Origin of the sequence: Georgenia sp. SYP-B2076 (assembly GCF_003991205.1) — a bacterium.
Taxonomy (GTDB): domain Bacteria; phylum Actinomycetota; class Actinomycetes; order Actinomycetales; family Actinomycetaceae; genus Georgenia.
Genome location: NZ_RXOZ01000015.1, coordinates 1 through 13460 on the forward strand (window position 1 = coordinate 1; position 13460 = coordinate 13460).

A 13460-nucleotide genomic window follows, 5' to 3' on the forward strand; every position below is an offset into this window, starting at 1 on the left:
CGAGTTCCCCCTGGACTCTGACGTGTGGATGGAGGTAGACAACGCAGACATCCTCACCTTCGACGCCCAAACCGGACGTCGAACCGACGTTGGCTCCACGTCGGTGTCGAACAACAAGTAGGCGCCGGCCGGCCCGCCGGCGCCGACCCGCGCGGCCGTCTCGACCATGTGCCGGTCCACGGTGTGGCGGTGCACCGCCGTGCGCTGGGGCCGGTTGCGCACCGCCCGCCACTCGGGGAACCACGTGGTCACGACGCCGGCGAGGTCCAGCGCCTCCCAGACCGGCACCTGCGCCTGCCCCTGGGCGAGCAGCTCGAGGAGCAGCGCGCGGGCCTCGGCCGGCCAGGGCTCGGGCACGGGCGCGGCGGCGGCCAGCGAGCTCAGCGTGACCGGGGAGAGCGGGAGCGCGGTCCGCGCCGCCGTCGCCGCGGCGCGCAGCGCCACGAGCGGGTCCGCCGCGGGGTCGACGCCGCCGGCCAGGACGAGCTCGCCGTCGTGCTCGAGGAGGCCCTCCCCCGCCGACGGCAGCCGCGGGGGCATCGCCCGGCCCCGCACCATGAAGGGGCGCAGCAGCCGGGGCCGGGGCTTCTCCACGGCCTGCCGGGCGCGGCGCACGGTCGCGTCCAGGGCGGCGGAGATCACGCGGGCGGCGCCGGCGATGGAGGCGAGCAGGTCGTCGGCGACGTCGGTCACGGGCCGGCCGGAGGGGCTCGTGCCGACCACGGCGCCCGTGCCCGTCGGGGAGAGGCCGAGGCGGTGCGCGACGTCGTCCTGCTCGGCGAGCAGCAGCGTGTTCGTGCGGCGCCCGGTGACCAGGGTCAGGGCGTCGCGGACGTCGAGGAGGTGCGTGTACGCCCTGTCGAGGTCGCCGTGCGGGCGGTCGGTCAGCCAGGTCGCGGTCAAGGCGCGGACGATGACGGCGTCGCGCAGGCCGCCGCGCGCCTCCTTCAGGTCCGGCTCGATGAGGTACGCCAGCTCCCCGGCGCGCTCGGCCCGCTCGGCGACGGAGTCGAGGAGCTCGGACAGGCGCCGGCGGGCGGCCGAGCGCCAGTCCGCGAGCACCGCCTGGGACGCGGCACCCGCCACCGCGCGGTCGCCCGCCACGGCGCGCACGTCCAGGAGCCCGACGGCGGCCGGGAGGTCCGTCGAGGCGACCTGGCGGCACTGGGCGAGGCTACGCACGGAGTGGTCGAGGTCGAGCTTGCCGTCCCAGATGGGGTACCAGAGCGCGTCGGCGAGGGCGCCCTGCTGCGCTGGGGTGAGCGAGCCGTCGTGGACGAGCAGCAGGTCGAGGTCGGACAGCGGGCCGCCGTCGCGGCGGCCGAGGCTGCCCACCGCCGTCAGCGCGACGCCGTGGTCGAGGTCGAGGCCGGTGCGCCGGCCGGCGTCCTCCCACAGGGCCACGAGCGCCGCGTCGGCGAGGTCCGCGAGGCCGCGACGGTACCGGGGCCCCGCGCCGGGCTGGCGAAGGTCGGGTGCCGGGAACGCGAGACGGGCCTGGCGCAGGAGCCCCACCGTGGTGGGGTCCGGCGCCAGGCCCGTCATCGGTGCCTCGTGGTCATGCCGGGACGGTCACAGGGCGTCGGGGCCGCGCTCACCGGTGCGCACCCGCACGATGTCCTCGACCGGGACGGTCCAGACCTTGCCGTCCCCGATCCGCCCGGAGTGGGCGGCGCCCACCACGGCGTCGACGACGGCGGGGACGTCGGCGTCGCCGACGACGATCTCCACACGGACCTTGGGCACGAGCTCGATGGTGTACTCGGCGCCGCGGTAGACCTCGGTGTGGCCGTGCTGGCGGCCGTAGCCGTTGGCCTCCGAGACGGTCATGCCGTGGACACCGGCGGCCTCGAGGGCCTTCTTCACGTCATCGAGCCGGTGGGGCTGGACGATTGCGGTCACGAGCTTCATGCCTTTACCTCCGTCGTGGTGCGCGCGGCACCGATGGTCGACTCCGCTGCGAACCTACCCGCCGTGATGCCCTCGTACGCACTCTCGCCGTGCTCGGACTGGTCGACGCCGACCGTCTCGGCCTCGTCGGAGACCCGCCAGCCCATGGCGGCCCGGAGCGCCAGGCCGATGATCGTGGTCATCACGCCCGAGAACACGACCGCGGCGAGGGCGATGATGACCTGGACGACGAGCTGGTTGACGCCACCGCCGTAGAGCAGCCCGGTGGAGGTGCCGAGGAAGCCGATGGAGACGGTGCCGACGAGGCCGCCGACCAGGTGGACACCGACGACGTCGAGGGAGTCGTCGTAGCCGAACCGGTACTTCAGGCCGACCGCCAGGGCGCACAGGGCGCCGGCGACGACGCCGAGGGCGATCGCGCCGACCGGGCTGAGGGCCCCCGCGGCGGGGGTGATGGCGACCAGCCCGGCGACGACGCCGGACGCCGCGCCGAGCGAGGTGGCGTGGCCGTCCCGGAGCTTCTCCGTGAGGAGCCAGCCGAGCATCGCCGCGCAGGTGGCGGTGGTGGTGTTGACCCACGCCAGGCCGGCGGTGCCGTTGGCGCCGAACGCCGAGCCCGCGTTGAAGCCGAACCAGCCGAACCACAGCAGGCCGGCGCCCAGCATCGTCAGCGTGAGGTTGTGCGGCCGCATCGGCACCGCGCCGAAGCCCTTGCGCTTGCCGATGATCAGGGCGAGCACCAGGCCGGCCATGCCGGCGTTGATGTGGACGACGGTGCCGCCCGCGAAGTCGATCGGCGCGGCGATGCCCCCGAACGGGCCGTCGGCGCTGAGCAGCCCCAGGTTCCAGACCATGTGGGCCATGGGGAAGTACACCAGGGTCGCCCAGATCGCGACGAAGACCATCCACGTGGAGAACTTCGTGCGGTCGGCGATCGCCCCGGAGATCAGGGCGACGGTGATGATCGCGAACGTCACCTGGAACGCGACGTCGATCACCACCGGGTAGTGGAAGGCGTTGAGCGCGAAGTCGCCGCCGGGCCCGTAGATGACGCCCGAGAGGCCGAACTTGTCGAGCGGGTTGCCGAACACGCCGCCGACGCTGGCGCCCCCGAAGGACATCGACCAGCCCCACAGCACGTAGATGACCCCGACCACGCCCATGGCGCCGAAGGACATCATCATCATGTTGAGCACGGACTTCGACCTGGACATGCCGCCGTAGAAGAGCGCCAGCCCGGGTGTCATGAGGAGCACGAGTGACGCTGAGGCCAGCATCCACGCAGTCGCACCGGTATCCATGGTTCCTCCCTCGCCAGCACCTGCGGCTGGACGGGTACCACGGTCCAGCCCGCACGTTTCGCCCCGCGCACAGGGACGTTTCAGGCGTGTGACGAAATTGCCCGGGGCGTGACGATCGTGTTGCGGCGCGGGAGTTCGCTCACCATGTGGGACGTCGGGGCCGGCGGGGCCTCAGGACAGCAGCGCGTCCACGAACTCCTCGGGCACGAACGGGGCGAGGTCGTCGGGGCCCTCCCCCAGGCCCACGAACTTCACCGGGACGCCGAGCTCGCGCTGGACGGCGACGACGATCCCGCCCTTGGCGGTGCCGTCGAGCTTGGTCAGGACGATGCCCGTCACGTCGACGACCTCGGCGAAGACCTGCGCCTGGCGCAGGCCGTTCTGCCCGGTCGTCGCGTCGAGGACGAGCAGCACCTCCCGGACGGGGGCCTGGCGGGACATCACCCGCTTGATCTTGCCCAGCTCGTCCATGAGGCCCGCCTTGTTCTGCAGCCGGCCCGCGGTGTCCACGAGGACGACGTCGGCGCCGGTCTCGCGTCCCTCCTTCACCGCGTCGAAGGCGACGGCGGCGGGGTCGGCGCCGTCGCGGTCCGAGCGGACGACGGGCACGCCCACCCGGGCGCCCCACGTCGAGAGCTGGTCGGCGGCGGCGGCGCGGAACGTGTCGGCGGCGCCGAGGACGACGTCGTGGTCCTCGGCGACGAGCAGGCGGGCGAGCTTGCCCACCGTGGTGGTCTTGCCGGTGCCGTTGACCCCGACGACGAGCACGGTGGCCGGGTGCGGCTCGCCGTCGTCGCCGATGGCAGGCTCGACGTGGAGCGTGCGGTCCAGGGTGGGGTCGACGAGCGCGAGGAGCTCCTTGCGCAGCACGTCCCGGACGGTCTCGGCGTCGGTGGTCCCGAGGATCCTGGTCTGCGTGCGGAGCGTGTCCATGAGCTCGGTGGTCGGGCCGATGCCGACGTCGGCGAGCAGGAGGGTCTCCTCGATCTCCTCCCAGTCGCTCTCGGCGAGGTCGCCGCGGGAGAGGATCGCGAGGAGGGTCTGCCCGAGCGTCCCGGCCCGGGCGAGGCGCGCGCGCAGGCGCTGGAGCCGGCCGGCGACCGGCTCCGGGCGCTCGAGGGTGGGCGCCGCGGGCGCGGGGGCCACCTCGGGCGCGGGTGCCGCCTCGGGCTCGAGGACGTCGGTGGCGGCGGCGCTGGCGCCGCCGGCCGGCGGCTGGTCGATCTCGAAGGGGCTCACGTCGGCCGGCGGCAGCGTGGCCGAGGACCCGCGGCTGCGCCGCCGCGCGCTGGTGAGGGCGACAGCCCCGACGATGCCGGCCACCACCACGAGGGCGACGACGGCGATGAGGATCCAGGTCAGCTCGGTCATGGGTCCCAGTGTGGTGCACCGGCGCGGCACGGGTCGACAGCGCCGGGCGGGTCCGGCGCCGGCGCGCCGGGCTCAGGTCAGCGGCGCGTGACCGCCCGGGCCTGCCGGCGGGCCTGCTCGATGGTCGAGCGGAGCTCCTCGGGGCGGGCGTACGCCGGCTCGTCCACCGGCTCGCCGAGGCTGAACAGGTCCGCGAGCGGCGCGTCGCGGACGTCGCCGGCGCGCCGGTCCTTCCTGCTCACCTTGAGCTCGTCAGAGCGCCACGCGTCCACGCTCTCGCGCCACCACGTCGACCACCCGGTGTCCGGGCGCCGCTCGGCGGCGAGCAGCAGCAGGACACCCGTCGCGCACAGCGCGGCGAGAAACATGAACACCAGAGCCCCCGTCATGGGCCCAGTATCGCGGCATCCGCGCCCGGCGCGCAGCGTGGTCCACCCGGGCGGGCCGGGCGCCGCGGTGAGGTTGCTCACCGCGGCTCCGCCGTCCGGCACGCGGGAGGGACGGGGCGGTCCCACCTGAGGCACCCGGCCACCCGAGGCGCGCGGCCTCCCGGGGCGGCCTCACCCGAGGCGCGCGGGCTCCTTCTCGAGCCGCTGGGAGATCACCGTGGTGACGCCGTCGCCGCGCATCGTGACGCCGTAGAGGGCGTCGGCGATCTCCATCGTGCGCTTCTGGTGGGTGATGACGATGAGCTGCGAGCTGGCGCGCAGCTCGGTGAAGATCTCCAGCAGCCGCCCGAGGTTGACGTCGTCGAGGGCGGCCTCGACCTCGTCCATGACGTAGAAGGGGCTGGGCCTGGCCTTGAAGATCGAGACGAGCAGGGCGACGGCCGTGAGGGACCGCTCCCCGCCGGACAGGAGGGAGAGGCGCTTGACCTTCTTGCCGGCGGGGCGGGCCTCGATCTCGATGCCGGTGGTGAGCATGTTGTCCGGGTCGGTGAGCAGGAGCTTCCCCTCGCCGCCGGGGAAGAGGCGGGGGAAGACGTCCTCGAACTGCGCCGCGGTGTCCGCGAAGGCCTCCGCGAAGGCGCGTTCGACGCGCTCGTCGACCTCCCGGACGATCTCCATGAGGTCGGCCCGGGACTTCTTCAGGTCCGCCAGCTGGTCGGTGAGGAACTTGTGGCGCTCGGCGAGGGCGGCGTGCTCCTCCAGGGCCAGCGGGTTGACCTTGCCGAGGCGGGCGAGGTCCCGCTCCGCCGCCTTGAGCCGCTTCTCCTGCTCGGCGCGCACGTAGGGCCGCGCCGCCGCGGCGTCCTCGCCGTCCGCAGCCTGGGGCACGGGCCGGTCGGGCCCGAACTCGTCGACCAGGACCCGGGCGTCCAGGCCCAGCTCGGCCACGGCCCGTTCCTCCAGCTGGGTGATCCGCAGCCGCTGCTCGGCGCGCGCCACCTCGTCGCGGTGCGCGACGTCCGTCAGGGCCGCGAGCTCGGCGCCGATCTCCTCGAGCTCGGCCCGCACCGCGGCCAGCTCCGTCTCCCGCTCTGCGCGCTCCGCCTCCGCGGCGGCGCGCTCGGCCGCGGCCTCGGCCACGGACCGCTCGATGGCGGCGCCGGCCCGCACGGCGCCCTCGCGCACCTCGGCGGCGACCCGGGCCTGGGCGGCGCGGCGGGCCTCCTTCTCGGCGGCCCGGCGGCGGGCCTCCCGCTCGGCCCGCGCCGCGGCGGCCAGGGACGCGGCGCGCCCGGACAGCGCCGTGGCCCGCTCCTCCGCGGTGCGGACCGCGAGCCGGGCGTCCGTCTCCGCGGTGCGCGCCGCGCGCGCCACCTCCGTGGCGCGGTCCCGCGCCTGCGTCGCGCCCGCCAGGTCGTCCTCGGCCTGCGCCGGCTCCCGCTCGGCGACCGCCAGCCACTCGGTCAGGGCGGCCAGCTCGGCGGCGTGGTCGGTGGTCTCGGTCTCGGCCCGCTCGATCGCGGGGCGGGTGCGCTCCACCTCGGCGTGCGCGCCCCGCAGGGACGAGCCCAGCCGGGCGAGCCGCTCGGCGACCGCGGTCATGCGGGCGTCGGAGGCGTGCAGGTCGTCCAGGGTGGCGCGGACCCGCTCCTGCGCCTCCCTGGCCCGCTCGCGGGCGGGCCCGAGCGCGAAGCGCGCCTGCTCGCGGCGGGCCGCGGCGGCGTCGGCCTCGCCGGCCGCCTCCTCGTGGGCCGCGTGCAGCTCGAGGACGCTCGGCGCACCCGGGGCCCCGCCGTGGGCGGCCACGGCAGAGAGCAGGTCGCCCACGCGGGTGACGGCCGTCAGGTCCGGCGCCTCGTCGAGCACCCGGCGGGCGGCGGCGAGGTCCTCGACGACGACTGTGCCGCCCAGGAGCCGGTCGATGGCCGCGCGCACCGCGGGGTCGGCGACCCTGACGAGGTCGGCCGCCCACCGGGCGCCCGCGGGGGCAGGGCCGGGGGCCTGCGCCGGGGCGGGCGCCCCGGCCACCACGAGGCGCACCTGGCCGGCGTCGTCCTCGCGGGCCGTGCGCACGACCCGGGCGGCGACGTCGGTCGACGCGACGACGGCGGCGTCCGCGAACGGCCCGAGCGCGGCCGCGACGGCATTCTCGTACCCGGCCTCGACACCGATCTGCTCGGGCACCGCGCCGAGGAGGCCACCCAGCCCGGACTCGAGGAGCGCGCCGGTGCCGTCCTTGCGGCGCATCGAGAGCGCGAGCGTGTCGCGGCGGGCGGACCAGGTGGCCCGCTCGGCCTCGGCGGCCCGCTCGGCCTCGACGAGGGCCGTGACGTCCGCCTCGGCCGCCTCCAGGTCGGCGGTGGCGGCCTCGTGCGCGTCGTCGAGGCCCTCCTCACCGTCCTCGACACCGGCGACCTGCTGCTCCAGGGCCGTGAACTCGGCCTCGGCGACCCGCGCGCGTTCCTGCGCGGCGGTGAGGCCCTCGCGCAGCCGGCCGAGCTCGGCCTCAGCGGCCTCCAGGCGGGAGCGGCGCGCCGCGACCTGACCGGTCAGGCGGGCGAGCCCCTCGCGCCGGTCGGCCACGCCGCGGTGCACGGTGGCCAGCGCCCGTTCCGCGTCCCGCTCGGCGTTCTCCGCCGCGGTGCGCGCGGCGACGGCGGCGGCCAGGGACTCCCGCGCCGCGGCGAGCTCGGCCTGGAGGGCCTCCTCCTGCTCGCGCACGGCGGCGGCCCTCGCCTCCAGCTCCTCCGGGTCGCGCCCGCCCGCAGGCTCCGCCGCGGGGACGGCGAGCAGCCGGCACCGTTCGGCGGCGACGTCGCCGAGGGCCCGCAGCCGCTCGCCGAGCCCGGAGAGCCGGAACCAGACGTCGGTGGCCCGGCCCAGGCGGGGCGCGGCGGCGACGGCGGCCTGCTCCAGCGCCGCGAGGCGGTCCCGGACCTCGTGCTGGGCGGCCTCGACCTGCGCGCGGCGGGCGCGCAGCGCCGTCTCGTCGGCGACCTCGCGGGCCAGGGTCGCGCTGAGCTGGACCAGGTCGTCGGCGAGGAGGCGGGCGCGCGCGTCACGCAGGTCGGCCTGGACCACCTGGGCGCGGCGGGCGACGTCGGCCTGGCGGGCCAGCGGCCCGAGCTGGCGCCGGATCTCGGCCGCCAGGTCGGTCACCCGGGCCAGGTTCGCCTGCATCGCGTCGAGCTTGCGCAGCGCCTTCTCCTTGCGGCGGCGGTGCTTGAGCACGCCGGCGGCCTCCTCGATGAAGCCGCGCCGCTCCTCGGCGGTGGCCTGGAGGACGGAGTCGAGCCGCCCCTGGCCCACGATGACGTGCATCTCCTTGCCCATGCCGGTGTCGGAGAGCAGCTCCTGGATGTCGAGGAGCCGGCAGGGGGTGCCGTTGATCGCGTACTCCGACCCGCCCGCGCGGAACAGGGTGCGGGAGATGGTCACCTCGGCGTACTCGATGGGCAGCAGCCCGTCGGCGTTGTCGATGGTCAGGGACACCTCGGCGCGGCCGAGCGGCGCGCGCGAGGACGTGCCGGCGAAGATCACGTCCGCCATCGACCCGCCGCGCAGGGTCTTGGCGCCCTGCTCCCCCATGACCCAGGACAGGGCGTCGACGACGTTGGACTTCCCGGAGCCGTTCGGGCCCACCACGGCGGTGATCCCCGGCTCGAGGTGCAGCGTCGTCGCGGACGCGAAGGACTTGAACCCTCGCAGCGTCAACGTCTTCAGGTGCACGGTCCGCAGCATATGGGCACGGGGGGACATCGACCGTTTTCCGGTTCCCTCCCCCGCGGCGGCGCCACTCACAGCCGACCAGCACCGGCACCGGTCGGCGGACGGGACTGGACGTGCTCGTCGAGCCCGCCGTCGCCCCCCTCTCCGGACAGAACAGACCGCGAGGCCCGGTTCGAGCCGGGCCTCGCGGTCTGTGGTGGGGATCAGACGAACACGTCGTACAGCGCCAGGCTGCCGACCGCGAAGATCGCGAGGGCGGAGATCACCAGCAGCACCATGAAGCCGTTGCCGTCCTTGACACGCGGATCGGTCTGCGTGCGGGACAGGTACAGCGTCGCCACGGCGACACCCATGAGGAACAGGGCGTTGAGAATGCCGGCGAGGACCACCAGCGCCAGCGGGGAGTTGGCGAGGACGCCGAGGGTGCCCCACGTGATCGGCAGGATGATCATGATGACGCGCATCCACTTGTCGCGCACGACCATGTCCATCCAGTCGAACGCGCCGAAGACCGACAGCGTGTTGGCGACCTGGCGGCCCAGGCTCGGCACGTTGGCGATGATCGTCTTGAACAACGCCACACCGGCTCCGAAGAGGAACAGGGTGCCGCCCCACTGCCCGACCGTGGTCGAGAAGATGCCGGAGATGACCTCCATGACCTGGGTGCCCTCGGGCTCCAGGCCCTGGGGGTTCAGGACCGAGGCCCCGAGCATGTAGAAGGCCGCGGTGGAGATGGTGTAGATGCACCACGACACCCAGGCGTCCAGCTTCATGACCTTGATCCAGCCGCGGGCCCGGCTCACCCAGCCCTCCGAGCCGTCGTTCGGGCCGGTCCACGCCGCGTAGCCCTTCTCGACGACCCAGTAGGTGTAGGCCGTGATCTCACCGGCGCCGACGCCGGTCATGCCGAACATCGCCAGGGCGATGCCCATGGCCCCGGCGGCGATCTGGAAGCGCAGCCCGTCCGCGATGTCGGCGCCGCTCCAGGCGAACTCGGTGTACTGGACCATGAAGACCACGGCGACCGCGAACAGGGTGACCAGCAGGACAAGGAACGTGGAGATGTTCTCCACCAGCTCGTAGCGGTTCGCGAGGTGGATGCCGATCGCGACCACCACGAGGATCGCGACCCACACACCGATGGACAGCACCGAGAACGGGTCACCCCCGATCGGGAGCAGCATCGAGAACGCCAGCGCAGCGCCACTGATGACGCCCGCCTGGCCGATCAGGAACTGCAGGAACATGAGCAGCACCAGCCAGGCCATCCAACCGCGGCCCAAGAACTTCGGCGGCACGTCGTTGTAGCCGGTGATGGCCGGCTTGCCGGTGGAGATGGACCAGCGGGCCAGCTCGACCTGCACCCACACCTTGACGAAGGTCGAGACGAGGATGAGCCAGAACAGCATGAAGCCGACCTTGGCGCCCAGCGCGGTGGCGGTCAGCAGCTCGCCGGACCCCACGACCGCGGCACTGGTGATCATGCCCGGGCCGAGGAACTTCAGGCTGCCGCGCAGGGTGCTCGGAGGCTGCTGGATCTTGGCCGGGTCCAGCACATAGGGATCCAGGCCCCTGTCCAAGGTCGTTTTGCGTTCAACAGTTTGCGCAGTCACGGTTGATTCCTCTTCACCTTCAGGCTTCGTCGCCCCGAGTGGGATGCTCGCGGTCAGTGCCGCTCAGCTCCGCGCCCCCGGACAGGGAACGCTCTTCAGAAAACGGCCTGGGCAGGATAGGCACCGTCGCGGACGTTTCGACGAACTGTTGCAGGTTGTTGCATCGGTGATGCTCGCCGTCGCTGGGAGACAGGCGCGACATTGCGCTACCGCGGGCGCGCGCCACCGCCGCGCCCGCAGTCGGCCTGGCAGGGGATCGCCCCCGTGCCAGGTGTCGTGCCGGTCGAGCTGGTCTCGGGCGGTCCGCGGACGCCGTCGTGCCGCTGACCGGCTGCGGGCCTACCCGACCGGGGGCGAGCCCACGCGGGATCAACCACTCCGCCCACGACCTTGACGCGGACGCCATCCTGGACGCCGCGGCCCGCGCCCGGCCGCTGTGGCCGGACATGGGCGGCGCGGACACGTCCTGACGGCGAGGGTCAGACGGCCGGGAACCAGAGCCCGATCTCGCGGGCCGCGGACTCGGGCGAGTCCGAGCCGTGCACGAGGTTCTGCACAACGGCGGTGCCCCAGTCGCGGCCGAGGTCGCCGCGGATCGTGCCGGGCGCGGCCGCCGTGGGTTCCGTGGTGCCGGCCATGGAGCGGAAGCCCTCGATGACGCGCTGGCCCTCGAGGACGGCGGCGACGACGGGCCCGGACATCATGAAGTCGACCAGCGGCTGGAAGAAGGGCTTTCCCTCGTGCTCGGCGTAGTGCTGGGCGAGGAGGTCGGTGTCCGCGGTACGCAGCTCGAGGGCGACGAGCCGGTAGCCCTTCGCCTCGATGCGCCGCAGGACCTCACCGGTGAGGTTACGGGCGACGGCGTCGGGCTTGACGAGGACGAGGGTGCGCTCGGTGGCGGCAGAAGAAGTCACGTCGAGGCAGACTACCGGCCCCGCCCGCCCCCCATGCCGCCGACAGGTCAAGTCCTCGCAGCGCGGCGGGGGGCGGCCCCGTCAGGAGACGACCGCTCACGACCCAGCACTGCGAGGAGATGACCGGTCACGGCCCGGCAGCGCGAGGAGATGACCGCTCACGACCAGGCTATGCGAGGACTTGACCTGTCACGCCCTCAACGGGGGGCGGGTCAGGGCGAGCCCGTCGAGCTGCGGTGGTGCTCGACCTCGGCGAGGTAGCGCTCCTGGCGTTCGACGTCGATGCGCCCGCCCACCCGCATCGCGGCGATCCACAGGATCGCGAAGATGGCGCCCACGGCGTACATCATGGGCACGACCGCCCCGGAGGCGATGAGCAGCACCTGGACGGCGGAGCCGATGATGTAGCCGACGGGGCCCCGGCGCAGCAGGGCGGCCGCGAGCGCACAGAGCACCATCGCGCCCCCGCCGACGCCCCACACCACGCCGAGGTCGGCCAGGCGCAGGCCGTGCCCGACGAGGGTGGCGAAGAGGATGATGAGGATCTCGCTGACCAGGACGGACATGGCGAACATCACTCGCGCCGAGCCCGGGCGGCGCGGCGCCCCCGCCCCGTCGTCCGTCCGCGGTGCGGACCCGCCGTGGCCGGGCCCCCGGGAGGGCGCGCGGTCGCCGGCGTCTGGTGCGGGAGGTGTGGTGCTCACGCCCGCCAGGCTAACCGCTCGGCGCGGGCTACTCCTCGCCGAAGCCCTCGTCGACCGCCCTGGCCACCGCGTCCAAAGCCACCTCGGCCTGCTCGCCTCCCGCGCGCACCCGCATCTGGTCGCCCATCTCGAGCCCGAGACCCATGAGGGCGAGCACGCTGGTGGCGTCGACGTCGTTGACGGTCACCTCGGCGTCGAAGCCGGAGACGAGCCGGGCCAGCAGCGCCGCGGGCCGGGCGTGCAGGCCCACCTTGTTCCGCAGCGTGAGGACGCGGGCGACGACCTCGCCCTCGGAGCGGTTGCCCGCCCCGCCCGCGGTGGCCGTGGCCGTGGCACTGCTCGCCGCCCCCGCGCCACCGTGCTCGCCGCCGTTCTGGCCGGCGCCGCCCTGGCCGGCGCCGAAGCTCCGCGCGGCCTCCGCGACGGTCCGGGCCACCGCGCGGACGTCGGCGCCCCCCTGGGCGGCGACCGCCCCCGCGACAGCGCCCTCGACGAGCGGCCCGTCGGCGAGGACGACGACGTCGCGCCGGTCGTCGTCGAGCATCTCGAGGACGGACTCGGCCGTCATCGTGGCCGAGCCGAGGTCGGTGAGCACCACCACCCCCGAGACCGACGGCTCGCCGAGCAGCGCGGTGACGGCCGCCTCGACCTTCTCGAAGCTGGTGCCCACACCGCCGCCGTCGGTGCCGCCGGCGGCGCGCAGCAGCACGTCCGGCGCCATCTGGGCCGCCACCTCCACCACGCCGTCGGCGAGGCGGGCGGAGTGGGAGACGATGACCAGTCCGGCGCGCGCCGCCCCCGCGCCGGTCCCGTCGGCAGCGCCAGGCGCGCCGGCGGGGCCGGGCGGGGCGCTCACGCCGCCGCCTCGGCCGCCTCGGCCGCGGCCACGAGGAGCAGCGCCGAGGACTCCGCGCCCGGGTCGCGGTGGCCGGCCGACCGCTCCCCGAGGTAGCTGGCGCGCCCCTTGGTCGCCGTCATCGGGATGGTCGCCTCGGAGCCGGCGACGGCCGCGTCGGCGGCCGCCCGCAGGGCCTCCACCGCGCTGCGACCCGCCTCGGCCGCCTCGCGGGCCGCGGCCGCCGCCGGGGTCCACGCGTCGACCATCGTCTTCTCACCGGGCTCGGCCTTGCCCCGGGCCTTGATGCCCTGCAGCCCGGCCTCCAGGACCGCGGCGACCCCGGCGGCGTCCAGCTCGCCGTCGGCGGCCTTCGCCCCCCGCAGGAACGCCGTGCCGTACAACGGTCCCGCCGCGCCGCCGACCGTCGACATCAGCGTGGTGGCGACGGTCTTGAGCACCTCCCCCGCGTCGGCCGGGCGCGCGCCCGCCAGCTTGGCCGCCACTGCGGTGAACCCCCGGTCGAGGTTCTCGCCGTGGTCACCGTCCCCGATGGCGCGGTCGAGCTCGATCAGCTCGATCCGGTGGTCGGAGACCACCTTGACCGCCCTCGTCATCCAGTCCAGCGCCCAGTCGGTCCCCAGCGTGGTGCCCATGCGTTGTGTTCTCCCTTGTTCTTCCCGGTCCGCGGAC

The 13460-nt window shown here is 74.7% G+C and carries 11 protein-coding genes; all 11 read right to left on the reverse strand.

Annotated features, from left to right (window positions below):
- A partial coding sequence (locus EJK16_RS08685) for a hypothetical protein (protein ID WP_127128395.1) occupies positions 1 to 1545 on the reverse strand: 1545 nt, incomplete at its 3' end.
- 27 nt (positions 1546 to 1572) lie between these two features.
- Complete coding sequence (locus EJK16_RS08690; protein ID WP_127128397.1) at positions 1573 to 1911, reverse strand: P-II family nitrogen regulator; 339 nt, start codon at positions 1909 to 1911, stop codon at positions 1573 to 1575.
- Complete coding sequence (locus tag EJK16_RS08695) at positions 1908 to 3212, reverse strand: ammonium transporter (protein ID WP_205739675.1); 1305 nt, start codon at positions 3210 to 3212, stop codon at positions 1908 to 1910. Before EJK16_RS08695 ends, EJK16_RS08690 begins: the two co-directional genes overlap by 4 nt.
- A gap of 171 nt (positions 3213 to 3383) precedes the next feature.
- Entirely contained in the window at positions 3384 to 4583 is a 1200-nt protein-coding gene (gene ftsY / locus EJK16_RS08700; protein WP_127128399.1) for a signal recognition particle-docking protein FtsY, read from the reverse strand.
- A gap of 77 nt (positions 4584 to 4660) precedes the next feature.
- Entirely contained in the window at positions 4661 to 4972 is a 312-nt protein-coding gene (locus EJK16_RS08705) for a hypothetical protein (protein ID WP_127128401.1), read from the reverse strand.
- A gap of 171 nt (positions 4973 to 5143) precedes the next feature.
- On the reverse strand, positions 5144 to 8701 hold the full coding sequence (smc, locus tag EJK16_RS08710) for a chromosome segregation protein SMC (protein WP_205739676.1): 3558 nt from the start codon (positions 8699 to 8701) through the stop codon (positions 5144 to 5146).
- A 203-nt stretch (positions 8702 to 8904) separates the two neighbouring features.
- Positions 8905 to 10281 carry an Nramp family divalent metal transporter gene (locus EJK16_RS08715; RefSeq protein ID WP_240645894.1) on the reverse strand — a complete coding sequence of 459 codons (1377 nt, stop codon included), beginning with the start codon at positions 10279 to 10281 and terminating at the stop codon, positions 8905 to 8907.
- Positions 10282 to 10793: 512 nt separating this feature from the next.
- Positions 10794 to 11228, reverse strand: coding sequence for a nucleoside-diphosphate kinase (gene ndk, locus EJK16_RS08720; RefSeq protein WP_127128407.1), 435 nt, complete (start codon positions 11226 to 11228; stop codon positions 10794 to 10796).
- Positions 11229 to 11440: 212 nt separating this feature from the next.
- Complete coding sequence (locus EJK16_RS08725) at positions 11441 to 11932, reverse strand: DUF4233 domain-containing protein (protein ID WP_127128409.1); 492 nt, start codon at positions 11930 to 11932, stop codon at positions 11441 to 11443.
- Between the two features lie 28 nt (positions 11933 to 11960).
- Positions 11961 to 12788, reverse strand: coding sequence for a dihydroxyacetone kinase phosphoryl donor subunit DhaM (gene dhaM, locus EJK16_RS08730; RefSeq protein ID WP_240645895.1), 828 nt, complete (start codon positions 12786 to 12788; stop codon positions 11961 to 11963).
- Positions 12785 to 13423, reverse strand: coding sequence for a dihydroxyacetone kinase subunit DhaL (gene dhaL, locus EJK16_RS08735; protein WP_127128411.1), 639 nt, complete (start codon positions 13421 to 13423; stop codon positions 12785 to 12787). The genes dhaM and dhaL overlap by 4 nt, the downstream gene beginning before the upstream one ends.
- Between the last annotated feature and the right edge of the window lie 37 nt (positions 13424 to 13460).

Bases quoted from the DNA above. Each gene is read 5' to 3' on its own strand.
- EJK16_RS08690 (WP_127128397.1), bottom strand. From the start codon at position 1,911: ATGAAGCTCGTGACCGCAATCGTCCAGCCCCACCGGCTCGATGACGTG.
- EJK16_RS08695 (WP_205739675.1), bottom strand. From the start codon at position 3,212: ATGGATACCGGTGCGACTGCGTGGATGCTGGCCTCAGCGTCACTCGTG.
- ftsY (WP_127128399.1), bottom strand. From the start codon at position 4,583: ATGACCGAGCTGACCTGGATCCTCATCGCCGTCGTCGCCCTCGTGGTG.
- EJK16_RS08705 (WP_127128401.1), bottom strand. From the start codon at position 4,972: ATGACGGGGGCTCTGGTGTTCATGTTTCTCGCCGCGCTGTGCGCGACG.
- dhaL (WP_127128411.1), bottom strand. From the start codon at position 13,423: ATGGGCACCACGCTGGGGACCGACTGGGCGCTGGACTGGATGACGAGG.